Annotated in this window: 23 protein-coding genes and 1 tRNA gene; 6 read left to right on the top strand and 18 right to left on the bottom strand. The window is 71.5% G+C overall.

All coding sequences use genetic code 11. From position 1 onward, the window contains the following. Nucleotides 1-3: 3 nt before the first annotated feature. From IR212_RS07550 to IR212_RS07540, 3 genes are read right to left on the bottom strand one after another with little or no spacing between them, the layout of a single operon-like run. Nucleotides 4-654 (bottom strand): DUF1990 family protein, encoded by a 651-nt coding sequence (locus IR212_RS07550; RefSeq protein WP_194398297.1) that lies wholly within the window; start codon nucleotides 652-654, stop codon nucleotides 4-6. A gap of 10 nt (nucleotides 655-664) precedes the next feature. Then, the gene (gene lepA, locus IR212_RS07545) at nucleotides 665-2,515 is read right to left on the bottom strand and encodes a translation elongation factor 4 (RefSeq protein ID WP_194398296.1); all 1,851 of its coding nucleotides are present in this window, start codon (nucleotides 2,513-2,515) and stop codon (nucleotides 665-667) included. Between the two features lie 12 nt (nucleotides 2,516-2,527). After that, on the bottom strand, nucleotides 2,528-3,724 hold the full coding sequence (locus tag IR212_RS07540; protein WP_194398295.1) for a pyridoxal phosphate-dependent aminotransferase: 1,197 nt from the start codon (nucleotides 3,722-3,724) through the stop codon (nucleotides 2,528-2,530). A gap of 38 nt (nucleotides 3,725-3,762) precedes the next feature. Between IR212_RS07540 and IR212_RS07535 the strand changes: the two genes are divergently transcribed. Further along, a complete protein-coding gene (locus IR212_RS07535) occupies nucleotides 3,763-4,542 on the top strand; it encodes an alpha/beta fold hydrolase (RefSeq protein WP_194398294.1) in 780 nt (259 codons plus the stop codon). Between the two features lie 116 nt (nucleotides 4,543-4,658). Beyond that, nucleotides 4,659-4,919 carry a 30S ribosomal protein S20 gene (gene rpsT, locus IR212_RS07530; protein WP_194398293.1) on the top strand — a complete coding sequence of 87 codons (261 nt, stop codon included), beginning with the start codon at nucleotides 4,659-4,661 and terminating at the stop codon, nucleotides 4,917-4,919. 116 nt (nucleotides 4,920-5,035) lie between these two features. On the opposite strand, the gene holA is transcribed toward rpsT, so the two are convergent. From holA to pabB, 5 genes are all read right to left on the bottom strand, one after another. Continuing rightward, nucleotides 5,036-6,073, bottom strand: coding sequence for a DNA polymerase III subunit delta (gene holA / locus IR212_RS07525; protein ID WP_194398292.1), 1,038 nt, complete (start codon nucleotides 6,071-6,073; stop codon nucleotides 5,036-5,038). Between the two features lie 4 nt (nucleotides 6,074-6,077). Next, on the bottom strand, nucleotides 6,078-8,321 hold the full coding sequence (locus tag IR212_RS07520; protein WP_228479534.1) for a ComEC/Rec2 family competence protein: 2,244 nt from the start codon (nucleotides 8,319-8,321) through the stop codon (nucleotides 6,078-6,080). A gap of 212 nt (nucleotides 8,322-8,533) precedes the next feature. Beyond that, entirely contained in the window at nucleotides 8,534-9,154 is a 621-nt protein-coding gene (locus IR212_RS07515; protein ID WP_228479533.1) for a ComEA family DNA-binding protein, read from the bottom strand. Between the two features lie 90 nt (nucleotides 9,155-9,244). Then, nucleotides 9,245-11,815, bottom strand: a complete 2,571-nt coding sequence (gene leuS, locus IR212_RS07510; protein ID WP_194398583.1) for a leucine--tRNA ligase — start codon at nucleotides 11,813-11,815, stop codon at nucleotides 9,245-9,247. A 95-nt stretch (nucleotides 11,816-11,910) separates the two neighbouring features. Then, a complete protein-coding gene (gene pabB / locus IR212_RS07505) occupies nucleotides 11,911-13,227 on the bottom strand; it encodes an aminodeoxychorismate synthase component I (RefSeq protein WP_194398290.1) in 1,317 nt (438 codons plus the stop codon). Between the two features lie 42 nt (nucleotides 13,228-13,269). Here pabB and IR212_RS07500 point away from each other — a divergent pair, with 42 nt between their 5' ends. The 4 genes from IR212_RS07500 to IR212_RS07485 are packed head-to-tail and all read left to right on the top strand — an operon-like array spanning nucleotide 13,270 to nucleotide 16,670. Then, nucleotides 13,270-13,947, top strand: coding sequence for a DedA family protein (locus IR212_RS07500; RefSeq protein ID WP_194398289.1), 678 nt, complete (start codon nucleotides 13,270-13,272; stop codon nucleotides 13,945-13,947). A 4-nt stretch (nucleotides 13,948-13,951) separates the two neighbouring features. Further along, complete coding sequence (locus IR212_RS07495) at nucleotides 13,952-15,007, top strand: App1 family protein (protein WP_194398288.1); 1,056 nt, start codon at nucleotides 13,952-13,954, stop codon at nucleotides 15,005-15,007. Between the two features lie 42 nt (nucleotides 15,008-15,049). Continuing rightward, a complete protein-coding gene (locus IR212_RS07490; RefSeq protein WP_194398287.1) occupies nucleotides 15,050-15,757 on the top strand; it encodes an SOS response-associated peptidase in 708 nt (235 codons plus the stop codon). Between the two features lie 40 nt (nucleotides 15,758-15,797). Continuing rightward, nucleotides 15,798-16,670, top strand: coding sequence for a 3-methyladenine DNA glycosylase (locus tag IR212_RS07485; protein WP_420488619.1), 873 nt, complete (start codon nucleotides 15,798-15,800; stop codon nucleotides 16,668-16,670). 1 nt (nucleotide 16,671) lies between these two features. Here the strand turns inward: IR212_RS07485 and IR212_RS07480 are convergent, their stop codons facing one another. The 10 genes from IR212_RS07480 to IR212_RS07435 all read right to left on the bottom strand — a co-directional run bounded on the left by IR212_RS07480 (nucleotide 16,672) and on the right by IR212_RS07435 (nucleotide 24,963). After that, complete coding sequence (locus IR212_RS07480) at nucleotides 16,672-17,880, bottom strand: glycoside hydrolase family 3 N-terminal domain-containing protein (protein WP_228479532.1); 1,209 nt, start codon at nucleotides 17,878-17,880, stop codon at nucleotides 16,672-16,674. A 27-nt stretch (nucleotides 17,881-17,907) separates the two neighbouring features. Next, complete coding sequence (locus IR212_RS07475) at nucleotides 17,908-19,587, bottom strand: acyl-CoA dehydrogenase family protein (RefSeq protein ID WP_194398286.1); 1,680 nt, start codon at nucleotides 19,585-19,587, stop codon at nucleotides 17,908-17,910. After that, nucleotides 19,584-20,669, bottom strand: a complete 1,086-nt coding sequence (locus IR212_RS07470; protein ID WP_228479531.1) for a zinc-binding metallopeptidase family protein — start codon at nucleotides 20,667-20,669, stop codon at nucleotides 19,584-19,586. The genes IR212_RS07475 and IR212_RS07470 overlap by 4 nt, the downstream gene beginning before the upstream one ends. A gap of 37 nt (nucleotides 20,670-20,706) precedes the next feature. Then, a complete protein-coding gene (locus IR212_RS07465; protein ID WP_194398284.1) occupies nucleotides 20,707-21,846 on the bottom strand; it encodes a PQQ-dependent sugar dehydrogenase in 1,140 nt (379 codons plus the stop codon). Further along, the gene (locus IR212_RS07460; protein WP_194398283.1) at nucleotides 21,843-22,334 is read right to left on the bottom strand and encodes a VOC family protein; all 492 of its coding nucleotides are present in this window, start codon (nucleotides 22,332-22,334) and stop codon (nucleotides 21,843-21,845) included. The genes IR212_RS07465 and IR212_RS07460 overlap by 4 nt, the downstream gene beginning before the upstream one ends. A gap of 87 nt (nucleotides 22,335-22,421) precedes the next feature. Next, nucleotides 22,422-22,497 (bottom strand) — tRNA-Ala (locus IR212_RS07455). A gap of 68 nt (nucleotides 22,498-22,565) precedes the next feature. Next, nucleotides 22,566-22,946, bottom strand: a complete 381-nt coding sequence (gene rsfS, locus IR212_RS07450; RefSeq protein WP_194398282.1) for a ribosome silencing factor — start codon at nucleotides 22,944-22,946, stop codon at nucleotides 22,566-22,568. Then, complete coding sequence (locus IR212_RS07445; protein WP_194398281.1) at nucleotides 22,946-24,136, bottom strand: hypothetical protein; 1,191 nt, start codon at nucleotides 24,134-24,136, stop codon at nucleotides 22,946-22,948. Before IR212_RS07445 ends, rsfS begins: the two co-directional genes overlap by 1 nt. After that, nucleotides 24,133-24,729: a nicotinate-nucleotide adenylyltransferase gene (nadD, locus tag IR212_RS07440; RefSeq protein WP_194398280.1), complete on the bottom strand. Its 597-nt coding sequence runs from the start codon at nucleotides 24,727-24,729 to the stop codon at nucleotides 24,133-24,135. The genes IR212_RS07445 and nadD overlap by 4 nt, the downstream gene beginning before the upstream one ends. Before the next feature lie 9 nt (nucleotides 24,730-24,738). Continuing rightward, complete coding sequence (locus IR212_RS07435; protein ID WP_194398279.1) at nucleotides 24,739-24,963, bottom strand: hypothetical protein; 225 nt, start codon at nucleotides 24,961-24,963, stop codon at nucleotides 24,739-24,741. Between the last annotated feature and the right edge of the window lie 27 nt (nucleotides 24,964-24,990).

Raw genomic sequence — 24,990 nt, 5'->3', positions numbered from 1 at the left:
GCCTCACGCCGGGGTGGCGTACAGCGGCGAGATCGCGCGCAGGTAGCGGGTGAACAGCTCCCGCCGACGGCGGCGCGTGAGCGCGGGGATGACGCGGTAGGCCAGCGCGCGCGGCGCATCGAACGCCCGCACCGTGAACCACACCTCGTCGTTGGCGTTCCAGTCGAGCATGAACGACTCCTCGCCGCTGACGACGGAGTCGCCCACGGTGCCGAGGGCGAAGCCCACGCGGCGCGCCTCCTCGACCGTGAAGATGACGCGCAGCTCGCCATCCGCGCGGAGCCCCTTCACGCGCCCTCCGACGCGGATCGTCGTGCCGGGCCCCACGTAAGGGGTGCCGTCTGCGTCGAATCGCTGCTCGGACTCGGTGCGGCTCGGCGCCACGGGATTGCCCTCGGCGTCGAAGCTGACGCCCGAGTACATCGGTCCGGACGCCGGCCGGACATCGGTGACCTCCAGTCCCGCGCCGCGCTGGGCCGTCCACGACAGCAGCGCCTCACTCGCGGCCCGGAAGCGGGTCTCGCCGCTGCCGATGCGCCACGACTGCTCTGCGGGGATGCTGCGCTCGGGCGGATACTGCATCAGATCGGCCGCCTGCGTCGCCCCCACGGCGGCGTAATCGACCGTCTCGTCACGGAAGGTTCCTCGACGCATGAGGACCAGCCTACTTCGCGCCCTTGGTCTCGACGTCACCCGAGAGGGCGGCGATGAACGCCTCCTGGGGCACCTCCACGCGGCCGACCATCTTCATGCGCTTCTTGCCCTCCTTCTGCTTCTCGAGGAGCTTGCGCTTGCGGCTGATGTCGCCGCCGTAGCACTTGGCCAGCACGTCCTTGCGCATCGCGCGGATGTTCTCGCGCGCGATGATGCGGGCGCCGATCGCTGCCTGGATCGGCACCTCGAACTGCTGCCGCGGGATGAGCTTGCGCAGGCGCTCGGTCATCATGGTGCCGTACGCGTACGCCTTGTCGCGGTGCACGATCGAGCTGAAGGCGTCGACCTTGTCGCCCTGCAGCAGGATGTCGACCTTCACGAGGTCCGCCGTCTGGGACCCTGCGGGCTCGTAGTCGAGGCTCGCGTAGCCCTGCGTCTTGGACTTCAGCTGGTCGAAGAAGTCGAAGACGATCTCGCCGAGCGGCATGTTGTACCGCAGCTCGACGCGGTCCTCGCTGAGGTAGTCCATGCCCAGGAGCGAGCCGCGGCGCGACTGGCAGAGCTCCATGACCGTGCCGACATAGTCCTTCGGCAGCAGGATGCCCACCTTCACCACGGGTTCGGACACCTCCGCGACGCGGCCGTCCGGGTACTCGCTGGGGTTGGTGACGACGACCGTCTCGCCGGTGTCGGTGGTGACCTCGTAGGTCACCGAGGGCGCCGTCGTGATGAGGTCGAGGTCGAACTCGCGCGACAGGCGCTCGGTGATGATCTCGAGGTGCAGGAGCCCGAGGAAGCCGCAGCGGAACCCGAAGCCGAGCGCGACCGAGGTCTCGGGCTCGTACTGGAGCGAGGCATCCGAGAGCTTCAGCTTGTCCAGCGCCTCCCGCAGGTCCGCGTAGTCGCTCTGGTCGATCGGGTAGATGCCCGAGAAGACCATGGGCTTCGGGTCGGTGTACCCGGCGAGCGGCTCGGCCGCCGGCTTGCGCTGGTTGGTGATCGTGTCGCCGACCTTGGACTGCCGGACGTCCTTCACGCCGGTGATCAGATACCCGACCTCCCCGACGCCCAGCCCCTTGGTGGGCACCGGCTCGGGGCTGGAGACGCCGATCTCGAGGAGGTCGTGCGTGGCGCGCGTCGACATCATCTGGATGCGCTCACGAGGCTCGAGCTTGCCGTCGACCATACGCACGTAGGTCACCACGCCGCGGTACGAGTCGTAGACCGAGTCGAAGATCATGGCGCGGGCCGGGGCATCCGCATTCCCCTTCGGCGCGGGGATCTGATCGACGATGCGGTCCAGCAGATCCTCGACGCCCGTACCCGTCTTCCCCGAGACGCGCAGGACGTCGTCGGGGGAACCTCCGATGAGGTTGGCGAGCTCGGCCGCGAACTTCTCCGGATCGGCCGCCGGGAGGTCGATCTTGTTCAGCACCGGGATGATGTGCAGGTCGTTCTCGAGCGCCAGGTAGAGGTTGGCCAGGGTCTGCGCCTCGATCCCCTGCGCGGCGTCGACGAGCAGGACCGCGCCCTCGCACGCGGCGAGCGACCGCGACACCTCGTACGTGAAGTCGACGTGGCCGGGGGTGTCGATCATGTTCAGCGCGAACGTGCCGTCCGCGGTCGCCCACGGCATGCGCACCGCCTGAGACTTGATGGTGATGCCCCGCTCGCGCTCGATGTCCATGCGGTCGAGGTACTGCGCGCGCATGTCGCGATCGGCGACCACGCCGGTGATCTGCAGCATCCGGTCCGCCAACGTCGACTTCCCGTGGTCGATGTGGGCGATGATGCAGAAGTTGCGGATCAGCTCAGGAGGGGTCGCAGACGGCTCGAGAGGCTTCAGGGCGCGGGGTGACATGTCCAGACGATTCTACGGGTGACGGATGCCGCGGCCCTGCGCTTGGCCGGCCGGGGTCGCCGTCCCACCCCACGGCGCGGGGATGCGGCCGAGTCCCTCGAGGAGCTCCGCCCTGTCGCTGGCGACGCACACGCGCACCCATCCCTCCCCGGACGCCCCGAACGCGGTGCCGGGGGCGACGGCGACGCCGTGCTCGTGGAGGAAGGCCTCGCACCACGCCGCCACGTCGCCTCCGGAGACGTGCGAGACGTCGATCCAGAGATAGAACGCGCCCGTCGGCTCGAGATAGCGCAGGCCGCGGGCATCCAGCGCCGACGTCGCAGCGGCCAGGTTCCCGCGGTAGTGCGCCGCACTGGCGGCCACCCGGGCCTGATCGCCCGTCAGCGCGGCGACCGCGGCGCGCTGCGACGGCTCGTCGACGCAGCTGACCACCGACTCCTGCACCCGCAGCATCGTCTGGCGCCATCCCGGCGGCGTGACCAGCCACCCCACGCGTGCGCCCGTCATCGCGTAGGTCTTCGACATCGAGAACACCGAGAGCACGCGCGAATCGTCGTCGAGGGTCGCGGGGCTGACGTGCGGATGCCCCCACGTGAACCGCTCGTACACCTCGTCGCTGATCACCCACAGATCGTGCCGCCGCGCCAGCGCCATCAGCGCTTCGAGCGTGGCGCGATCGAACGTCGAGCCGAGGGGGTTGGACGGGGTGTTCACGATGAGGGCGCGGGTGCGCGCGGTGATCAGGGCCTCGACCTCGGCGAGGTCCGGCTGGAAGTCCCGCTCAGGGCGCAGCGGGTATGGCACGGGGGCCGCCTGCAGCAGGTGCGCGTTCATCGTGAAAGTGGTGTACCCGGGGTCGGGGACGAGCACTTCGTCGCCGCGAGACAGCGTCAACGCCATCGCGAGGTGCAGCGCCTGCGTCGCCCCGACGGTGACCCAGATCTGCTCGAGGTCGACCTCGAGACCGTTGTCACGGGCGAGCTTGGCGCGGATGGCCTCGCGCAGCGGCAGGATGCCGCCGTTCGGCGTGTACCGGATCGCCCCCGCCGCCCACGCCGCCGCCGCGGCGTTCCGGACGGATTCCCCCGCGACGGCCCCGGGCTCTCCGACCGCCAGGATGATCGTGCCCGGACGCCGCAGCGCCTGCTCGAGGATGTGCCGCACACCGGAGCCGGGCATGCGCGCGATGTGCGGAGCGATCTCGGGCATGCCGCCATGGTAGGCGCGAGGGTGGCTACCCTGTCGTCATGGCGGTCCAGGTCGTGCTCGTGCACGGCATCCGCACGTCCGCGACGATGTGGCGGTCGCAGGTCGCCCATCTCGATGCCCGCGGAACGCCGGTCACGGCCGTGGATCTGCCCGGCCACGGGTCGCGGATGGGCGAGGTGTTCACGCTCGACTCGGCGTTCACCACCATCGACACCGCCGTCCGGGCGGCGGCGGAGCGCGGTCCGGTGCTGCTGGTGGGCCACTCCATGGGCGGGCTGCTGTGCATCGAGTACGCGGGCGCCGAGGAGCCGCCGCCGGTATCGGGACTCATCGCGGCCTCGTGCACCGCGATCCCGCGTGGCATCGGCCTGCAGGCGTACCGTCTGCTGGCGCGCGGGTTCGACTCGCTTCCCGACCGCGGGATGTGGCTGACGGATCGGATGCTCGACCGCATCCTTCCGGACGAGACCCGAGCGGACTTCGGCGCCGGCGGCTACGCGCTGGACGCGCAGGACGTGGCCCTGCGCAGCCTGTCCGTGCTGGACCTCCTGGCGGCGCTGCGCCGCATCGGCGTGCCGTTGTGGTTCGTCAACGGCCAGTACGACCAGCTGCGCGTCAACGAACGGCTCTTCACGCGGATCGCCCCTCACGCCGAACTGATCGTCGTCCCGCGCACGACCCACCACGTCACGGTGATGCGCCCTCGGGTCTTCAACGCGGTGCTGGACGTCGCCCTCACGACGCTCGAGGCGACAGGACGGGCGGGCACCGGTGGAAGCGCCGTCGCGGCCGCGTCATCGGGCGGACGACCGACCTGATAGAATCCTTGTTTGGCTTGCGTGTGGGTTCGCCCTCACGACCGCCGCGAGGCGCCCCTCTCCCGCTGACCGGCACATCAATCCGATTCACCTTCGAACGAAAGAAACGTCGACACGTGGCGAACATCAAGTCGCAGATCAAGCGCAACAAGACCAACGAGAAGGCGCGCGAGCGCAACAAGGCCGTCAAGAGCGAGCTGAAGACGCTCGTCCGTCGCACCCGCGAGGCCGTCGCCGCAGGCGACAAGGCCGCCGCCGAGAAGGCGCTCGGCCGAGCGACCAAGAAGCTCGACAAGGCCGTCAGCAAGGGCGTCATCCACAAGAACCAGGCTGCGAACCGCAAGTCGGCCATCTCCAAGCAGGTCGCGGCGCTCTGACGCCGACGGCAGCGCGGCAGGTCCGCGCCTCCGGACAAGGCCCGTCCCGCGAGGGGCGGGCCTTTCGCGTCCCCGCCGGTCGGTCTGGCGTCCTCGGGGCGGCGAGGGCGGCGACGTCAGGCGCCGTACGGGGCGCGCGTGGCGATGACGGTGATCATGCGCTCCAGCGCGAAGACGGGGTCGCGCGAGCCGCCCTTGACCTCGGCATCCGCTCGCGCCGTCGCCTGTATCGCGCGGCCCAGGCTCTCTTCGTTCCAGCCGACGAGGTCGCGACGCGCGCGGTCGACCTGCCAGTCCTTCATCCCGAGGCGTGCCGCAAGCGCGCCGGCCGGTTCGCGGTTGCCCGCAACGCGTGCCATCGTCCGCAGCTTCATCGCGACCGCGGCGACGAGCGGAACGGGGTCGGCGCCGGATGCCAGAGCGTGACGGAGCGCGATGAGCGCTTCTCCGTACCGGCCGGCGATGGCGGTGTCGGCCACCGTGAACGCCGAGGTCTCGACGCGACCCCCGTAGTAGCGTTCGACGATCTGCTCGGTGATGTCGTCGGGGACATCCGCGATGAGCTGCTGGCACGCCGCCGCGAGCTCGGTGAGGTCGTCGGCGAACGCCGACACCAGGGCGCGCAGCGCTGCCGGGGCGATGCGCTTGCGGGCGGCCTGGAACTCGCCCGCGGCGAAGTCGAACCGGTCGGAGTCCCGCTTGATCGCCGGGCAGGCGACCTCGACCCCCGCACCCTGACCGGCGCGGATCGCGTCCAGGAGCTTCTTGCCGCGGACGGTGGCACCGGTGTGGCGGAGCACGACCGTCGCGCCGTCCTGGGGTGTCGCGAGGTAGGCGAGGGCTTCGGCGAGGAAGGCGTCGGAGCACTTCTCGACGCCGCTCACCCGCACCAGGCGGGGCTCGCCGAACAGCGACGGCGAGGTCACGCCCAGCAGCGATCCCGCGGCGTAGTCGTCGGCGCGGATGTCGGAGACCTCGAGCGTCTGATCCTCCGCGCGAAGATAGTCGCGCACACCGGCGATCGCCCGTTCGGCGCACACCTCCTCAGGCCCCGAGACCAGCACGATCGGAGCCGGCTGCGGAGCGCGCCACGACAGCTGCGGAATGGCGCTGCGCGCGGGCTTCGCGGGTGCTCGGCGCGCGGAGGATGCCATCCCCTCAGCCTACCGATGACGGCCGACGTCTCAGCCGCTGCCGACTCCCGAGGCGAGTCCGCGGCCTGTCGCCGCGGTCGCCCCACAGCGCCACCGTCCCGTCGGGAGTGGTCCACAGCGCGATGGCGCCGTCGTCGTCGGTGCGCGCGATCCGGGCGCCGACGCCCGTGAGGAGGGCGAGGAGTTCCGGGCGGGGGTGGTCGTAGTCGTTGTCGACGCCGACGGTGATGAGGGCGACGCCGGCCTGTGCGGCGGCGTAGAGCTCGCCGTGCTGGTCGGCGCTGCCGTGGTGGGCCACCTTCACGATCGCGTACGGGGGATCGAGCATCCCGGATGCGACGACCGCGCGCTGGGGGGAGGCCGACAGGTCCCCCAGCAGCAGCGTGGGCGGCACACCGCCGCCGCGGACGTCGAGCACCACGCTCGCATCGTTGCCGACCGGGTAGGCGCGGCTGTCGGCGCGCGGCCAGAGCACTCGCCACCTCGCCCCGCCGAGAGTGCCCGTCATTCCGGCCGTCGCCTGCTCGACGCGTGCGCCCGCCGCTTCGAGGGCGGCGACCTCGGCGCTGCCACCGGCGCCGGCGGGGCCGTGCACCACCGTGCCGACGCGGCCGCGGACGGCGGCGATGCCACCGACGTGGTCGAGGTCGAAGTGCGTCAGCACGAGCAGGTCGATCCGCGCGACGCCCGCGCGCGACAGGCAGGCGGCGAGGGCAGCGGGTTCCGGACCGGTGTCGACGAGCGCCACGGCGTCGCCCGAGCGCACCAGCACCGCGTCGCCCTGCCCGACATCGCACGCCAGGATCGTCCACGCGGCCGGCAGGGTCCATCGCCCCGCGACCGAGGCGAGGGCGCCCGCGCCGAGACAGCCGCCGGCCACCGCCGCGACGAGGACGACGGCACCTGCGCGCATCGCCCGGAGTCGCCGGGCTCCGTGGCGGGGCAGAGCGATCGCCGCTCCGAGCGCGAGACCCAGGACGGCCAGCGCCGCGGCGCCGGGCGGACCCTCGAGCCACGGCAGCTGATCGGCCGGGAGGTGCGAGACCGTCTCGGCCGTAGCGGCGATCCATGATGCCGGCACCCATGCCAGCGCTGCGAGGCCGGACTGCAACCACGGCAGCGGCGCACTGAGGCAGGCGAGAAGACCGATCACTGTCGCGGCCGGCGCGGCGGGGGCGGCCAGGAGGTTGGCGAGCACGCCGTAGACCGGCACGGTGGGCTCGATCAGGATCAGCAGCGGTCCGCAGGCCAGCTGCGCGGCCAGCGGCACGGCCAGCGCGAGGGCGAGAGGCCGGGGCACGTGCCGACCGAGGCCGGATGCCAGGGACCGCGCGAACAGCACGAGCGAACCGGTTGCAGCGACGGAGAGCGCGAATCCGAGCGATGCCGCGAGCCACGGGTCGAAGACGAGCAGCAGCGTCACCGCCAGGCACAGCAGTCCCATACCCGCTCCCGGTCGTCCGAGAAGCAAACCCAGCATCGCGATCGCCGCCATGGTGGCCGCGCGCAGGACGCTGGGCTCGGGGGTGACCAGCACGACGAAGCCCAGCAGCACGGCCAGCGCGCATCCGGCCCGCAGCGTGCGTGAGGCGCCCGCTGCGGCGGCGAGCCCGAATGCGATGCCGACCACCAGGGCGCAGTTCGCACCGGAGACGGCCGTCAGGTGCGAGAGGGAGGACTGCTTCATCGCGGCGTCGAGACCGGGTGAGACGGCCGACGTGTCGCCGACGGCGAGTCCCGGCACCAGCCCGGCGCCGGCACCGGGCAGCCCCTCGGTCGCGTGGACGAGTCCGCGCCGCAGTTCGCCGGTGAGCGCGGCTGCGCCCACGGCCGCCCGCTGGACCTCGACCCCGCGCGATGCCCACAGGACCAGGACGCTTCGCTCCCCCGGCCGCGCCGGCCGTGCCGTCCCGTGCGCCGCCACGGTGGCCCCCACGTCGAGCACAGGCAGGCGGTCGACGTCGGCGGGTGCCGCTCGCACCGTGACGTCGATGGCCGTCGGATGCATGCGGGCGCCGGTCGCCACGCTGGTCGCACGGGCGGGGAACGCCAGTGTGCCGTCCGCGCGCCGCTCGACCTTGCCGACGACTTCGGCCCGCACGACGACCGCGCGGCCGCCTCCCAGCGCGAGGTCCGCGACGGCCTGGCGAGACGGCTCCGCGGCCGCGACGTGCGCCGCGGCCGCGCCGGCTGCCGCGACGGCGAGCACGGACACCGTGAGTGCGACGCGCGCCGTACGCCGTGGCATCCGAGATCCCGCCCGCGCCCGTGGTCGAGGCGGCGCTGCGGTCGCAGATCCCCGATGACCGGTGCGGGCCGCCGCCACCACCCCGGCGGCGGCCGCCACCGCGCATGCCAGCGCGATCCAGCCGGCCGAAGCCGGGGCGAGGATCGCGCCCGCCGCGGCCGCCCAGGTGGCACCCGCGACCGGGACGAGGCGCAACGACGTGCCCGGTCGCCTCACACCGTCACCAGATCCCGCAGGGACTCCAGCACGGTGTCGCCGATCCCCGGTACGGCCAGCAGATCCTCCACGCTGGTGAAGCCGCCGTTGTCGTCGCGCCATGCGATGATGCGCTCTGCGAGCGCCGGCCCGATGCGCGGAAGCGTCTCGAGGAGCGTCGCATCGGCTTTGTTGAGGTCGACGCGGCCGTCTGGTGACTCCCCCGGCGCCGCCGGCGTCGCCGGGGCGGCTTCACCCTGACGCGGCACCGCCAGCTGCTCGCCATCGCCCACGGTCCGCGCGAGATTGACCCCGTCGCGCGCCGCGTCGTCGGCGAACCCGCCCGCGGCGGCGATGGCGTCCACGACGCGGGCGCCGGGCGGGAGGACGTAGAGCCCCGGCTCGCGCACCGCGCCCGAGACGTGGAGGTAGAGCCTGCCGGCAGGACCCGCCGTCGCGACCGGCGAGGGATGGACCTCGATCTCGTCCACCGGCGTCATGGCGCCGCGCACGATGCCGACGGCGACGGTGATCGCCAGTGCCGCCAGGACGATGACCACCACCGCGCCGGTTCCGAATCGCCGACGCGCGTCCGCACCCGGCGGCTGCTCCGGGTCGTCACGAGCGCCGGCTGTCACGGGCCAAAGCTATGAGGCCTGCGGGGCGCCCGGGCAGGCTCCGGGCGGCTCTGTGCAGAGCTCGGGACGACGCGCTGCTGGGGAGGAGGCTCAGTGGGTGCTGAAGCTGACGACCTTCGGCGGGCGGACCACGGCCCGCGTGATCTCGCGGCCCGCCAGCGAGCGGACGACCTTCTCGTCGGCCCGCGCCAGGCGCTCGAGCTCGGCGGCATCGATGCGCGCAGGCACCTGGAGCGTCCCGCGCACCTTGCCGTCGATCTGCACGACGGCGGTGACGCTCTCCTCGACGAGCAGCGTCGGATCCGCAGTGCGCCACGGCACGAGGCCGACGAAGCCGTCATAGCCGAGGATCTGCCACATCTCCTCAGCGGTGTGCGGGGCGAACAGGTCCAGGATCATCGCCGTGGCCTCGGCCGCCTCACGAACGGCAGGGTCGGCGGGTCCGGCGCCGGTGTCGATCGTTTTGCGGGTCGCGTTGACCAGCTCCATCAGGCGCGCCACGACGACGTTGAACTTCGTGTGCTCGACCAGCCCCGGGGCATCCGCCAGGAGTCGGTGCGTGACACGGCGGAGCGCCGCGTCACCCTCGGCCCACACGACATCCGGCTCGCTGGCGACGTCCTTGGCCACGCGCCAGGCGCGGGCCAGGAACTTCTGTGCGCCCGTGGTCGACACGTCCTCCCAATTGATGTCGTCTTCGACGGGGCCCGCGAAGGCGATGGCGATGCGCACCGCGTCGGCACCCGGATCGACCATGCTCGAGGCGAATTCGACCAGGTTCCCCTTCGACTTGGACATCTTCGAGCCGTCCAGCAGCACCATTCCCTGGTTGATGAGGCTCGAGAAGGGCTCCGTGAAGTCGACGAGCCCCATGTCGAAGAGGACCTTGGTGAGGAAGCGGGCGTACAGCAGGTGGAGGATCGCGTGCTCGACTCCCCCGATGTACGAGTCGACCGGAGCCCACCGGTCCGCCGCGCGCGGGGAGAACGCCTCGTCCGGGTCGTTGGGAGACAGGAACCGCAGGAAGTACCACGAACTGTCGACGAACGTGTCCATCGTGTCGGGGTCGCGCAGCGCCGGCTCGCCCGTCTCCGGGTCGGTCGTCCGCATCCACTCCGTCGCACCGCCCAGGGGCGAGGTGCCCTTGGGCGCGAGGTCGAGTCCCTGCGCGTCCGGCAGGCGCAGGGGAAGCTGCTCGTCCGGCACCGGCACGATGCGACCGTCCTCGGTGTGGATCATCGGGATCGGCGTCCCCCAGAAGCGCTGACGGGAGATCAGCCAGTCACGCAGGCGGTACGACTTCGCCGCCCGGCCGGTGCCGGCGGCGCCCAGCTCCTCGATGATGCGTGCGATGGCGTTCCGCTTGGACAGCCCGTCGAGCGAGCCGGAGTTGATCATGCGGCCGTCGCCGGTGAGGGCGACGCCGGTCCGCGCCGGATCGATGTCGTCGAGCGTCTCCGTCGGGCCCGGGTCGATCGGCACGCCGTCGTCGTCGAGCTCGATGACCGGGATCGCACCCGTGATGGGTGCCGTCGTGTCGACGACCACCTTGACGGGCAGATCGAAGGCGCGGGCGAAGTCGAGGTCGCGCTGGTCGTGCGCCGGCACGGCCATGACGGCACCGTGTCCGTAGTCGGCGAGCACGTAGTCCGCGGCCCAGATCGGGAGGCGGTCGCCGTTGATCGGATTGATCGCGAAGCGGTCGAGGAAGACGCCGGTCTTCGGCCGGTCGGTGTTCTGCCGCTCGATCTCGGTCTCCCGCTGCACCGTCTCGAGGTAGTCCTGGAAGCGCATGCGCACCTCGGCGGACGATCCGGCCGCCAGCTCGGCGGCGAGGTCGCTGTCGGGCGCGACCACCATGAAGGTCGCTCCGTGCAGCGTGTCGGGCCGTGTCGAGAACACCGTGACCTTGTCGTCGCGACCCTCGATCTCGAAGTCGATGTCGGCGCCGACCGATCGGCCGATCCAGTTCCGCTGCATGCGGATGACCTTCTGCGGCCAGAAGCCCTCGAGCTGGTTCAGGTCGTCGAGCAGGCGGTCGGCGTACTCGGTGATCTTGAAGTACCACTGCGTGAGCTTCTTCTTGATCACCTCGGCGCCGCATCGCTCGCAGTGCCCGTCGACGACCTGCTCGTTGGCCAGCACGGTCTGGTCGTTCGGGCACCAGTTGACCGGGCTCTCCTTGCGGTAGGCCAGGCCCCGCTCGTACAGCCGCTGGAACAGCCACTGGTTCCAGCGGTAGTACTCCGGATCGCTGGTGTGCAGAATGCGGCTCCAGTCGTACGACGAGCCGTACTCGCGGAAGCTCTTCTTGTGCTGCGCGATGTTCGCGTATGTCCACTCCCGCGGGTCGGCACCGCGCTGGATGGCGGCGTTCTCCGCGGGCAGGCCGAACGAGTCCCAGCCGATCGGGTTCAGGACGTTGTATCCGCGGTGACGCCAGAAGCGCGCGACGATGTCGACGTAGGCGTAGCTCTCGGCATGACCCATGTGCAGGTCGCCCGAGGGGTACGGGAACATCCCCAGCACGTACTTGCGCGGGCGCGCGTCGTCGTCGCCCCCCGCGCGGAAGGGATCGGCCTCCGCCCAGCGCGCCTGCCACTTCTGCTGGATGGCATACGCGTCGTAGCCCTCTGCGGGCGCACTGGTGTCGGAGGACATGGTCTGGCTCACGGGGGAAGTACCAATCATGGGAGGGGCTGAGACGCAGGTCTCAGCGCGCGAAGCGCGTGTTCCAGGGTAGCGGAACGACGTGCTCACCAGCCGGGCGGCAGCTCCGCCCCGAGCGCCGCCAGCGGGCCCCGCGCCTTGATGCCGACCTCTGCCACTTCGGCTGCGGCATCCGATCGCCACGTGATGCCCCCGCCCGCCCCGACGTAGGCGCCCCCCGGACGCACCACGATCGATCGGATGACCATCGCCAGGTCGAGGGCGCCGTCGTCGCCGACCCACCCGAAGCAGCCCGAGAAGACGCCCCGGGGCGCTGCTTCCAGCCGATGGAGGATCGTCATCGCCGACAGCTTCGGGGCGCCGGTCATGGACCCCGCGGGGAAGGTGGCGTCCAGCAGGTCGCCGACCGTCGTGCCGGGCGCAAGCGTTCCCGAGACCGTGCTGACCAGCTGATGCACCGCGGGGTAGGACTCCACCTCCAGGAGCGCGTCCACGCCGACCGTTCCCGGCTTGCACACCCGCGAGAGGTCGTTGCGCATCAGGTCGACGATCATGACGTTCTCGGCGCGCTCCTTCTCGCTCTCGCGCAGCTCCGTCGCCAGCGCCGCATCCTCCGCGGCGTCGGTACCGCGGGGGCGGGTGCCCTTGATGGGCCGGGTGCGCACGACGCGCGACCCGTCGTCCGCGGGCTCAACCTGGAGGAAGCGCTCCGGGCTCGCACTCAGCAGTGCGGCGTCTGCGGAGCGGATGAATCCGCCGTGATGGGCCGGGGTCGCAGACCGCAGCCGGGCGTACGCCTCCACGGGATCGACGGATGCCTCGACCTCGAACCGCGTCGTCAGGCACAGCTGGTAGGCATCGCCGTCGCGGATCGCGTCGCGGCAGCGCTCGATCAGCGCCGCGTACTGGTCGGGCGTGTGCCGGCAGCGCGCCGCCCCGTGGCGGCCCGAACGGCGCGGCGGCGCGGCGTCCGCGCTCTCCGCGACGGCCGCGATCAGCTGCGGCAGTTCGTCCGGCGCCGCGAGAGCGTGCACGCGGCGGCGGGCGTGGTCGAACGCGAGAAGTCGTGCGACGCGGAGCCACCGTTCCCGGGGGACGCCGTCGTCGTCGCGGACGGACGGCGCGCCCGCACGTGCGGCGGCGTCGTCGTAGCCGATCCAGCCGACCCAGCCGCCGCGGAACGGACTGCCGCCGACGTCGCCGCCCCGTGCCCGGCGGCAGACGCGCTCGCGCACGACGGCCGGATCGTCGGGCCGCCCAGAGCCCATCCAGCTCCAGCCGTCGCCGGCGCCGGGCCCGGCGTCCAGCCAGAACGCGTGCGCCTCGGCCGCGAACACCGACGCGAAGACGGATGCCGGATCCACCCATTCTGCGAGTTCTGCAACGTCCAGCCGGTCCGACATGTTCCCAGGTTAGAGGGGCTGCCGGAGCTCTAGGCTCGTGGCGTGAACGAGTTCCTGACGTGGCTCCTCGACGCGGTTCAGAGCGTCGATCCGATCGTCAGGACTCTCCTCGCCGGTGTCGCCGTCATGCTCGAGACCAGCGTGCTGATCGGACTCGTGGTGCCCGGCGACACCATCGTCATCGTCGCGGGGACCGCGGTGGCCTCGCTCGCCGAGGGTGTGCTGCTCGGGATCGCGGTCGTCCTGGGCGCGCTGGCAGGCGAGAGCATCGGGTTCGGGCTGGGACGTTTCCTCGGCCCCAGGATCCGTCATTCCCGGCTCGGCCGCCGCATCGGCGAGGAGAACTGGGCGCGTTCCGAGCGCTACCTCCGGCGGCGGGGCGGGCCCGCGATCTTCATCTCCCGCTTCCTGCCTGTGCTGCACTCGCTGGTGCCGCTCACGGTCGGGATGAGCGGATTCCCCTACCGGCGGTTCCTGGCATGGACGATCCCGGCGTGTGTCATCTGGTCGACGCTCTACATCTCCGTCGCGGCGCTCGCTGCGGGCACCTATCGCGAGCTGGCCGACCAGCTGCACTACGCCGGCTACATCTTCGTCGTGGTCATCCTGCTCTTCCTGGCGCTGGTGTTCCTCAGCAAGAAGGTGATCGAGCGGGCCGAGCGGAAGCACCTCGAACACGACGGCCCCGACCGACCGGCGGTGGCGGACGTGGAAGACTGAGGAGGTGTCTGCCACCGATACCCCGTCCGAGCGCGCCAAGGTGCTGTGGTTCGCTCGCCTGGAGTACCGCTTCCATGCCTGGCGCGAGCGCCGCGCTCGCCGGCGCGGGCAGACGCCCACGGTCGCGCCGTTCCCGGGCTACGCCGGTCCCGACTGGGTGCGCGTCCTCGGCAGGGTGATGATCGCGCCGCCGGTGAAGACGAGCGAGTCCGGGGAGTATGCCCCCGTCCGCGGCTGGCGCAGCTTCGTCGCCGTGCCGATCGGCTACGCGCAGGTGACCGTGTCGATCGGCGGGGTCGACCACGAGGTGGTCGCAGACCGCGGTGGCGTGATCGACACACGGCTTCCGGCGAAGCTCGAGCCGGGCTGGCAGACCTTCACGATGTCGGTGGAGGGCGGCGAACCGGTGGAGACGCGCACCTTCGTCGTCGGCTCCGACGTCCGGTTCGGCATCGTGTCGGATGTCGACGACACCGTCATGGTCACCGCGCTGCCGCGCCCGCTGCTGGCCGCGTGGAACTCGTTCGTGGTCAACGAGCACGCCCGGCAGCCGGTCCCCGGGATGGCGGTGCTGATGGAGCGCGTCGTGCGCGAGAATCCGGGCGCGCCGTTGATCTACCTCTCCACGGGAGCGTGGAACATCGCTCCCACGCTCATCCGCTTCCTGAGCAGGCATGTCTTCCCGCCGGGCGCGCTCCTGCTCACCGACTGGGGGCCGACCCACGATCGCTGGTTCCGCAGCGGGAAGGCGCACAAGCTTTCCAACCTCCGGCGCCTGGCGGTCGAGTTCCCGCACGTCCGGTGGCTGCTCATCGGCGACGACGGCCAGCACGACGACGAGATCTACACGACCTTCACCGACGAGCATCCCTCGCGGGTCGTCGCGGTCGCCATCAGACGCCTGACCCCTGCCGAGGCCGTGCTGGCCGGCGGCCGCACCGCCGTCAACGACCACGCCGCGGCCGCCGTGCCGTGGGTCAGCGACGATGACGGCGCCGGCCTGCTCGAGCGCCTCGAAGGCGTCGGCGTCGTCGGCAGCGGCGGCGCGATCGAGGCCTGACCGGTCCGCGCCGACGTCCGGGCCCGCGCGTAGGCTGGCCGCATGTGCGGACGCTTCGTGGTGGCAAGTGCCGGTTCCGACCTCGTCGGCGTGCTGCGCGTCGACGTCGAGGGCGACGACCTTCCCGAGCCCTCGTACAACGTGGCGCCCACTTCTCGCGTGGCGATCGTGCTCGACTCGGCCAAGAGCGAGCCGCCCACCAGACGCCTCGAGGCGGCTCGCTGGGGACTGATCCCCTCCTGGGCGAAGGACACCAAGATCGGGGCGCGCGCGTTCAATGCCCGCGCCGAGGAGCTCGAAGACAAGCCGATGTTCCGGGGCGCGCTCGAGAAGCGCCGCGCCGTGGTGCCCACGTCGGGCTACTACGAGTGGAAGAACGTCGACGGTGCGAAGATCCCGCACTACATCCATCCGGCCGATGGCGAGCCGCTGTTCCTCGCCGGCCTGTACGAGTGGTGGCGCGACAAGACGAAAGGCGACGACGATCCGGATCGGTGGCTGCTGAGCTTCACGATCCTCACGCGCGACGCGATCGGCCACCTCGGCTCCATCCATGATCGCATGCCGCTGTTCCTCGACCCCGATCATGCCGACGCCTGGCTCGACCCCACCACCGACAACGTTCGGGACGTGCTCGATGCGGCGATCGACGCCGCGCCGGCGCTGGCCGAGACGCTCGACGACCACGAGGTGTCCAAGGCCGTCGGCAACGTCCGCAACGACTCGCCGGAGCTCATCGCGCCGGTGTGATCGCGGCTGCAGCGCCGTGGTGCCCACGTATCCTCGAACGGTGACCACCGCACCCCCCGCCGCCCCGGTGCTGCCGGCAGCGGTGTGGCGTGCGCGCGAGGCGGCACACGAAGCGCGGGCAGACGAGCTCACCGCCGCGCACCGTGCGCGTCAGGCGCGCCGCGAGGCGCACCCGGTCGAGGATTTCCTGTTCACGTACTACTCGTACAAGCCGGCGGTCCTGCGTCGGTGGCATCCGGGAGTGGGAGTGGAGTTGGCGGATGCCGCCGCCGACGCGCGCGCATCGTGGCGCTGGTACCGCGCCGGCGGCACCCCCGGTGCGATCGCCGTCGACGCCGAGGCGTTCCGCGCGGAGCGCGGCGCCCTGATCGGCACGGTGGCGCGCATCCTGCGGGCGACGGCGGCACGGGCGCCGGGCTTCGGCTGCTTCGGTCTGCACGAGTGGGCGATGGTCTACCGCCAGGCCGAGCATCGGCATGCCGTCCCCCTCCGCCTCGGGCGGGACGGGACCGACGCCGTCGTGGAGGCGCATGAACTGCGCTGCACACACTTCGACGCGTTCCGGTTCTTCACTCCGGACGCCGCTCCGCGCAATCGCGAAGCGCCCACTCGCGAACGGCAGCCGGATCTCGAGCAGCCGGGATGCCTGCACGCCGGCATGGACCTCTACAAGTGGGCGGTGAAGCTCGGGCCGCTGGTGCCGGGCGCGCTCCTGCTCGACGCGTTCGAGCTGGCCCGCGACGTCCGAACGCTCGACATGCGGGCGTCCCCCTACGACCTCAGCGACCGAGGTTACGACGCGGTGCGCATCGAGACGCCGGAGGGGAAGGCCGCCTACGTCCGCGAGCAGCGGCGCTTCGCCGAGCGGGCGCAGGTTCTCAGAACCCGCCTGCTCGCGGCCGCGACGGGGTGAGTCAGCCGGCGGGTTCGCACGTCGTGCACGGCAGCGTCCCGCTTCCCGCCTCGGCGATCGCCAGACGCAGCTCGGTCACGCGCTCCGCCGCCTCGTCCAGACGTTCGGCGGGAAGGGCGCCCGACTCGACGGCGGCCACGATGCCATCGACGGTCTGCGGCGCGGTGTCGGCCGTGGAGCGGACCACGGTGAGCACCATGTCGTTGCCCGCCGCGAGGGCCGCGACCGCAGTGGCGACGGGGTCGCGGTAGGCGTCGATGCCGGAGGCCTGCAGCATGCCGAGGTCGTCGGTGACCGCGACGCCGCCGAAGCCGAGCTCGTCGCGGGCGATGCGATGCCACGCGGCGGAGAGACTGGCCGGGGCGGGATCGACGGCGGTGTACGCGAGGTGCCCGAACATGAGCAGCTCCGCGCCGGCGTCGATGCCCGCCACGAACGGGAGGGCGTCGGCAGCGCGCCACTGGTCGAGCGTCATGCCGGTCGTCGGGATCGTCGCATGGGAATCGCCGGGTGCGGCACCGTGGCCGGGGAAGTGCTTGAGGGTCGAGAAGACGACGCCCCGTTCGCCCGCGACCGCGGCCGAGACCCGCTCGGCTCCGGCGTCCGGCGTCGTCCCGAGCACCCGCCGGTGGATGAAGGAGCCGGGGTCCGCAGAGACGTCGGCCACGATCCCGAAGTTGACGGTGACGCCGCTGCGGGAAAGCAGCGCGGCGCGCTCAGCGTACGCGGCTTCGGACGCGGACGGGTCGGCCTGCTGGAGCTCGTACGGCGCCGGGAGGCCGTCCCAGTGCAGGCGCGCCACGTCGCCGCCCTCCTGGTCCACCGCGACCAGGGGCGGGCGGGCGGGATCCACGGTGAGCGACGCGGTGAGCTGTCGCAGTGCGGCCTCGTCCGCCGGCACGTTGGCCCCCATGAGCAGGAACCCGCCGATTCCGCTGCCCGCCATGTACGAGTGCAGTACCGCGGGATCCGTCGTGGGGATATGCCCCATCACGACGCTGGCAGCCCGCTCCCGCAGCGTCATCGCGGCGACCGCCTCCTCGGCCGGACTCACCTCGACCTCCGGCGTCGGCGTCGGCGAGGGCGCGGACGCCGCGGGGGGCGACGCGGTGCGAGCCGGCGAACCGGCGGACATCGGCGCGCAGGAGGCGCATGCGATCGCGGCGACCACGACGGCGGCGAGCGAGGTCGCCCGCCGTGATGACATCATCCATCAAGCCTAAGCGGGGGCCCGGTGTCAGTGGCGCGCGGCGATGGCCGAGGCATCCGCTCCCCCAGGCAGCACCCCGAACTGCGCCCGCCGGTCGTCGCCCAGGCGGGCTCCGATGAACTCCTCGGCATCGCGGGATGGCGCGTGACGCAGCATCAACGACGCCTGCAGCGCCAGAGCGAGGTCTTCGCTGAGCCGACGTGCGTGCGGTGCGGCTTCGGCGGTCTCCGACCGCGAGAGGCGCTGGAGCAGCGACAGCGCGCTCTGGACGTGCCGATCGAGGACGGCCGATGCTCCCCCGGTCGTGCTGAGCTCGTCCGCGAACGCCTCCGCCGAATCGCCGTCGCGCGAAAGGGCGCGCAGCACGTCCAGTGCGATCACGTTCCCGGAACCCTCCCAGATCGCCATCACCGGCTGCTCCCGGTATCGGCGGGCCAGCGGGAAGGATTCGGTGTAGCCGTTCCCCCCGAGGCACTCGAGCGCTTCGTAGGCGTGCTGCGGACCGCGCTTGCACACCCAGTACTTCGACACGGGTGTCGCGAGCCGCCGCAGCGCGACGTCCCGCTCGGGAGCCGCGGCGTCGAACAGCTGTGCCAGTCGCAGTCCGGTCAGCATCGCCGCCTCCGACTCCAGCGCGAGGTCGGCGAGCACTGCCGTCATCGCCGGCTGGTCGACCAGCACGGAGCCGAAAGCGCGACGCTCGCGGGCGTGCCAGAGCGCCTCCGCCACCGACTGGCGCATGCCGGCGGCGGTGCCGAGCACGCAGTCCAGCCGGGTGCGCTGGACCATCTCGATGATCGCACGGACTCCCCGCCCGGGTTCGCCGATCAGAAATCCGACGGTGCCGTCGAACTCGACCTCGGCGGATGCGTTGGAGCGGTTGCCGAGCTTGTCCTTCAGGCGCTGGATGCGGAAGACGTTGCGGATGCCGTGAGGGAGGATGCGCGGCACGAACAGACAGGACAGACCCTGCTCGGTGCCGCCGTCCCGCGTGTGCGCGAGGACGAGGAATGCGTCCGACATGGGCGCCGAGCAGAACCACTTGTGCCCGGTGAGCTGATACGCGCGCCCGCCCATGGCCTCGCCCACCGTGGTCCCGGCACGGACGTCCGACCCGCCCTGCTTCTCGGTCATCGCCATACCGACCAGCGCGCTCCGCTTGCCGCCTTCGACGACGAGGCGAGGGTCGTACTCGCGCGAGTACAGCCGGGGAAGCCAGTCCTCCGCGATCGCGCCGGATCCCTCCAGCGAGGCCACCGCCGCGTGGGTCATCGACACCGGACACGCGTGCCCGGGCTCCACCTGCGCGAAGAGCATGAACATCGCCGCGCGGGCGACGGTCGCGCCCGCACGAGGAATGGCCCAGGCGGACGTGTGGGCGCCGCGGGCGATCGCCTCGCCGATCACGCGGTGGTACGACGGGTCGTACTCGACCTCATCCAGTCGGAAGCCCCAGCGGTCGTGCGAGTGCGCGACCGGAGGGTGGGTGTCTGCCAGCTGGGCATCGCGCTGGAAGGAGGCGGAGCCGACCACCTCGCCGGCCTCCCGGAGGTCGTCGTGCGCCCACGCCGCACCGAACGCCCCCACTGCCTCGGCGAGGGGGCGGTTGAGCTCGTACTCGTTCACGTCGACGCGCCACGGCGGCTGGTTCTCCACGTGGTGCGTCGCCGCGCCGATCACGCGATCGCCGCGGGCGAACGACGTCATGCCCGCTCCGTCTCGGCCGGCACCGCGAGCGCATACTGCTGCTCTGGCGTGAGCGGGGCGCGCGTGACGATGTCGTGGACGAAGGCCAGCTTGTGGCGCACCGGGGAGACGATCGTGAACGGATACAGATCTCCGAAACCCATGGAGCGGTTGATGCGGTTGAAGCCCTGCGACAGCCATTCCCAATCCGTGAGCAGGCGCTGGATCGGCTCACGCTCGTAGGACGCGAGCGGGACGACATCGGTGTCGCGCAGGTTGCTCACGGTCGCGTCCAGGCGGATGCCGATCACCGCGGCGGTCTGCAGCGTGCCCGTGATGTGCAGGTAGTGGGCGAAGGTCTCCGCGAAGTCCTCCCACGGATGCATGGTGGCGTACTCCGAGATGAAGGACTCCTGCCATCCCGAGGGCGCACCCATCTTGTAGTACGCGGTCAGCGCGTCGCGGTAGCTCACGCGCTCGTCGCCGAAGAGCTCGCGGCATTCCGCCCACAGCGCGTCGTCCGTCAGGAGGACGTTCTGGAAGTAGTGGCCGACCTCGTGCCGGAGGTGGCCGAGGATCGTCCGGTACGGCTCGCCGAGGCGGACCCGCAGGGCTTCGCGGCGGTCGTCCAGGCTCTCGGCCAGATCGATCGTGATGATGCCGTTGGCGTGGCCGATGGTCACCGGCTTGCCGTCGGAGAGGCTCGAGATGAGGTCGAAGCCCAGGCCTCCGGTGCGCACATCCCATCCGACGATCGGCAGGCCCAGATCGGCCAGCTGCAGCACGAGGCGGCGCTTGGCCTCCTCCGTCTTGGCGAGCTTCTCGAGGGCGACCGTGTCGTCTGCGGCAGGCCGCCGGCGGGTCAGCCGACACGAGAAGCAGCGGCCGGCCGGCGCGTTCTCCCACACGAGCCAGTTGCAGGCCCAGTCGCGGTTCGAGCAGGTGTACCAGGTCTCGCCGTCGATGCCCACCTGACCGTGACGGATGCCGTAGAACTGCCGAGTCAGGAGGTGATACGCGATCTCCCCCTCGCAGTTGGGGCACCGCAGCGTGTCGAGGTAGACGAAATGGCGGCAATGCGGACAGCGCGGCTGCGAGCTCACGCTCTCACCGTAGCGCGCCGCACCGACCGCGGGCGCGTCACGTCGCGGGCGTGAGCTCCACCCGAAGCAGGCGGTCATCGTCCGCGCGGGGTGCCCCACGGCCGTCGGTGTTGCCGGTGAGCACCCAGAGGGAGCCGTCGGAGACCGCGACGACGTCGCGCAGCCGACCGTGTGCGCCGTCGAGGGCGGCCACCGGGCTCCGGACCAGCTCACCGTCCGTCGTGTCGACCTGCCAGAGCCGCTCGCCGCGCAGACCGGCGACGAAGACCGTGTCGCCGTATGCGGCGATGCCGCTCGGGCTCGCCTCGCTCGTCGCCCAGGTCACGACCGGCTCGATGAAATCCTCCCGGCCGGCCGCCCCCTCTACGACGGGCCAGCCGTAGTTGCCACCGGCCTCGATGCGGTTGAGCTCATCCCACGTGTTCTGCCCGAACTCGCTCGCCCACAGAGTCCCATCGGCCGTCCAGGCGATTCCCTGGACGTTGCGGTGCCCGATCGAGTACACCTCCGTGCCCCACGGGTTCCCCGGCGCGGGTTCGCCCTCCGGGGTGACGCGCAGGATCTTGCCGCCGAGAATCGCGGGGTCCTGTGCCGCATCGCGCTGCTGCGCGTCGCCGGTGGTGATGTAGAGATGCCCGTCAGGACCGAAGGCGAGCCGTCCGCCGTCGTGCGTGCTCGCCCGCGGGATCCCGGCCACCACCACCTCGGCAGGTCCGAGTGCGTACGAACCGGGTTCGCCGAGCAGCGGCATCCTGACCACGCGGTTGTCCTCCGCCGCTCCGAAGTACGCGTACAGCAGGCGCGTCCCGCTCTCCTCGCGCAGCGCGAGACCGTGCAGACCGGACTCTCCTCCCGAGACGACGCCCGGGATGGTGTCCACCCTGCGCACGTCGCCGCCTGCGGTCACCTCGAGCACCGCTCCATCGTCCCGCTGCGAGATCAGCGCGCCGCCTCCGGCCAGTGGCACCACCGACCACGGCGACGAAAGGCCCGACGCCAGGGTGCCGCTCGCCGCCCCGGCGCGCCACCACGCTTCCGCGTGCACCGTGGGGCTGGGCCCGAGCGTGGGGGCCTGGGGCGACGGCGCGGCCCCCGGCGGAGGCGCGCTGCAGCCCGACAGCGCCGCCGCTGCCAGCAGCAGGGCCGCTGCCGCTCCCCCGACGGCGAGGCGGCTCATCCCGGAGCGGCGACCGTGTCCGCAACGGCCTCTTCGAGGCCGGCGAGATCGATGCGCCGCATCCGGAGCATCGCCTGCACCGCGCGGTGCGCGACGTCGGGGTCGGGATGGCGGATGAGCTCGACGAGGCGGTCCGGGATGATCTGCCACGACAGCCCCCACCGGTCCTTCAGCCAGCCGCAGGGCTGCTCCTGTCCGCCGTCGGCGGTGAGCGCGTCCCAGTAGGTGTCGACCTCTTCCTGATCGGCACACGAGACGTAGAGCGAGACGGCCTCGGTGAACGGGAACTGCGGCCCTGCGTCCATGCCGTAGTAATCGCGGCCGGCGAGGCGGAAGTGGACGTGCATCACCTTGCCGCCCATGCCCGGCACCTCGTCGGGGTACCTGCTCATCGAAACGATCTCCGAGCCGGCGATGAGCGCGGTATAGAAGGCGACAGCCTCCTCGGCGGAATCGTCGAACCAGAGGAAGGGAGTCACGCCGCTCATGCGTCCCACCTTTGCCGACGAGGCGCGCGGGCGCAACGGCCGACATCGCCGGGAATGGGCGAAGGCCGCCGGGAAGGGCGGCCTTCTTGGTGGACCTGAGGGGACTCGAACCCCTGACCCCCTGCATGCCATGCAGGTGCGCTACCAGCTGCGCCACAGGCCCGGATGTTTCCCGCTCCCGCGGGCAACTCGTCTAGCTTACAACACTCCTCCAGGTCCTCCGAACCACTGTCACTCCTCGGCGGCGGCGGACGCGGGAAGCGTCACGGGAACCACGGGGCAGTCCTTCCACAGGCGCTCGAGTCCGTAGTAGACGCGCTCCTGCTCATGGAAGACGTGCACCACCAGGTCGCCGAAGTCGATCAGCACCCAGCGCGATTCCTGGCGGCCCTCGCGGCGAAGCCGCTTGTACCCCGCCTCCAGGAGCTTGTCCTCGATCTCGTCGGCGATGGCCGCGACATTGCGCTCGCTGCGGCCCGTGACCAGCAGGAAGATGTCCACGAGCGGAAGCGGGCCGGACACGTCCAGCGCGACGAGGTCCTCGCCGCCTTTCGCGTCCGCTGCCGCGGCGGCGACCTGGAGCATGGCGTGCGACTGCGGGCTCGCGACCATCAGAAGACCCCCGTCACGAACGCGAGGATGAGCACGCCCACGAGCGCGAGGGCGAGGACCCCCGCGGTGACGGCGAGTGTCATCATGAGCCTGCCGCCCTTCTCCGGCGCCGGCGGTTTGATGACGTCGCCCGGCATCTTGGACGTGCTGACGGCGGCGCTGGCGGCGATCGGCGTCGGCGAGGAGTGCCGAGGCAGTTCGCCGTCGATGAGCGTCGCGTCGATCTCCTTGCCGTCGGCGGTCCCCTTCGCATGACCGGTCGAGCCGAGACCCTCGGGCAGGCTGTAGGTACCCGTGACGATGACTTCGCCGGTCGCGGTCACCGGCGCCACCAGCGGCGACATCTCCGGCGCCTGCGAGACGATGAGCGTGTTCGGGATGACCGTAGCGCCGGTGGTGCGCGACAGCAGCTGATCGAACGAGGGCGGAAACTCCACAGCCTGCGGTGCGGATGCCGCGGGGTCGGCATCGAGCAGCTGCGCGCCCAGGCTCGGATTCACCACCGAGGCGGGCCGGTCGCTCCCGGCCGAGTCATCGGCAGCCGCCGGCGCGGGAATCTCCTCGTCGTGGGCGTCCTCCGACTGCTCCGGAGCGAGGACGGGTGCGGCGGCTGCGGACGCGTCCGACGATTCCGCGTCGCCGTCGCGCTCCGCAACCCCGGCCTCGGTGTCGCGCGAGAGCCCGAACAGGGCATGCACGCCGCTGTCGGTCGCCTCGGCCGACGCGGCGCCCGGGGCCGTGAAGATCGGGCGCTCCGCCTCGGCGAAGGACTCGTCGGGGACCGGTGGAGCGTCGACGGGAAACGCAAGTGCCGGGGAGTGGCCGGGGGCAGCCGCGGCGTGCGCCGCGACGACCTCGGGTGTGATGACCGGCACCGAGGCGGTGCGGATGCGCTCCTGCTGCCGGGCCTGGCGTCGGGTGAGAGGCGAGACGCCGAGATCGACCGCCGAGTCGGCGACGGGAGGCGGGGGCACCACCACCGGGTCGGCCGGTCGCGGGAACGGCGCCGCGGCCGGCTCGGGTGCTGCGGGCGGCGTGGACGGAACGGGCTGCTCGGGCTCGGTCGACTGGGCGGACTCATCGGTCGCGGCCTGGGCGCCGGTGATCACGGGGGTCGACCCCGTGTTGCGCAGCTCGCGCATCTGCTTACGCGTGAGGGCTGGTGTTGCCGGGTGCTCGGGTGTGCTCATTCCTTGCTCCGGTAGAGGTGGTGCTTCGCAATGTATTGGACGACCCCGTCGGGAACGAGGTACCACACGGGGTGTCCGCGTTGAACGCGATCGCGGCAGTCGGTCGACGAGATGGCGAGGGCGGGGATCTCGAGCTGGCTGACGTCATCGCTGGGCAGGCCGTCCGTGTTCAGCACGTGTCCGGGTCTGGAAACCGCGACGAAGTGGGCGAGGTCCCACAACTCATCATGGTCTCTCCAACTGAGAATTTGCGCTATGGCGTCCGCGCCGGTGATGAAGAACAGCTCCGCCTCGGGGCGCTGCGCCTTCAGGTCACGGAGCGTGTCGATGGTGTAGGTGGTCCCCTCGCGGTCGATGTCGACGCGGCTGACCGTGAAGCGGGGATTGGATGCCGTCGCGATGACGGTCATCAGGTACCGATGCTCCGTCGGCGAGACGTCGGATTTGTGCCAGGGCTCGCCGGTCGGCACGAAGATGACCTCATCGAGGTCGAACCACTGCGCCACCTCGCTGGCGGCGACGAGGTGACCGTGATGGATCGGGTCGAACGTCCCGCCCATCACCCCGATGCGCGGGGCCGCCGTCACCGACATGAAGCAGCCTCAGTGGCCGTGCCCCGCTCGCTGGACGTCGTCGGCGTGCGCACGGGCGTACGCCTCCGCCTTGTGGGAGTGTCGGTTGGCCACATTGCGATACGACAGAGTCACCAGTGCCAGCGCCGCGAAGACCACGATCGCGACGATGCCGTACCACACCGTCTCGAGCGCGACGTTCCCGTGGGACTCGGCCTCTTCGGCGGCGAGGGCGATGATCGTGGCGAATGTCATTCGGACTCCGTTTCGGGTTCGCCTCAG

Source organism: Microbacterium atlanticum, from assembly GCF_015277815.1.
Lineage (GTDB): Bacteria > Actinomycetota > Actinomycetes > Actinomycetales > Microbacteriaceae > Microbacterium > Microbacterium atlanticum.
The sequence above is the reverse complement of the archived record's forward strand: the minus strand, read 5'-3'. Positions and strand labels throughout refer to the sequence as shown.

What these genes read in the sequence shown, in the direction of transcription:
- leuS (WP_194398583.1), bottom strand. Translation starts at nt 11,815, where the DNA reads ATGTCCTCCGACACCAGTGCGCCCGCAGAGGGCTACGACGCGTATGCC.
- IR212_RS07475 (WP_194398286.1), bottom strand. Translation starts at nt 19,587, where the DNA reads ATGACGTCGTTCGCCCGCGGCGATCGCGTGATCGGCGCGGCGACGCAC.
- IR212_RS07445 (WP_194398281.1), bottom strand. Translation starts at nt 24,136, where the DNA reads ATGAGCACACCCGAGCACCCGGCAACACCAGCCCTCACGCGTAAGCAG.
- IR212_RS07535 (WP_194398294.1), top strand. Translation starts at nt 3,763, where the DNA reads ATGGCGGTCCAGGTCGTGCTCGTGCACGGCATCCGCACGTCCGCGACG.
- nadD (WP_194398280.1), bottom strand. Translation starts at nt 24,729, where the DNA reads ATGTCGGTGACGGCGGCCCCGCGCATCGGGGTGATGGGCGGGACGTTC.
- IR212_RS07460 (WP_194398283.1), bottom strand. Translation starts at nt 22,334, where the DNA reads ATGAGCGGCGTGACTCCCTTCCTCTGGTTCGACGATTCCGCCGAGGAG.
- IR212_RS07465 (WP_194398284.1), bottom strand. Translation starts at nt 21,846, where the DNA reads ATGAGCCGCCTCGCCGTCGGGGGAGCGGCAGCGGCCCTGCTGCTGGCA.
- IR212_RS07480 (WP_228479532.1), bottom strand. Translation starts at nt 17,880, where the DNA reads ATGATGTCATCACGGCGGGCGACCTCGCTCGCCGCCGTCGTGGTCGCC.
- lepA (WP_194398296.1), bottom strand. Translation starts at nt 2,515, where the DNA reads ATGTCACCCCGCGCCCTGAAGCCTCTCGAGCCGTCTGCGACCCCTCCT.
- rsfS (WP_194398282.1), bottom strand. Translation starts at nt 22,946, where the DNA reads ATGGTCGCGAGCCCGCAGTCGCACGCCATGCTCCAGGTCGCCGCCGCG.
- IR212_RS07435 (WP_194398279.1), bottom strand. Translation starts at nt 24,963, where the DNA reads ATGACATTCGCCACGATCATCGCCCTCGCCGCCGAAGAGGCCGAGTCC.
- pabB (WP_194398290.1), bottom strand. Translation starts at nt 13,227, where the DNA reads ATGTCGGACCGGCTGGACGTTGCAGAACTCGCAGAATGGGTGGATCCG.
- IR212_RS07540 (WP_194398295.1), bottom strand. Translation starts at nt 3,724, where the DNA reads ATGCCCGAGATCGCTCCGCACATCGCGCGCATGCCCGGCTCCGGTGTG.
- IR212_RS07520 (WP_228479534.1), bottom strand. Translation starts at nt 8,321, where the DNA reads ATGCCACGGCGTACGGCGCGCGTCGCACTCACGGTGTCCGTGCTCGCC.
- holA (WP_194398292.1), bottom strand. Translation starts at nt 6,073, where the DNA reads ATGGCATCCTCCGCGCGCCGAGCACCCGCGAAGCCCGCGCGCAGCGCC.
- IR212_RS07550 (WP_194398297.1), bottom strand. Translation starts at nt 654, where the DNA reads ATGCGTCGAGGAACCTTCCGTGACGAGACGGTCGATTACGCCGCCGTG.
- IR212_RS07490 (WP_194398287.1), top strand. Translation starts at nt 15,050, where the DNA reads ATGTGCGGACGCTTCGTGGTGGCAAGTGCCGGTTCCGACCTCGTCGGC.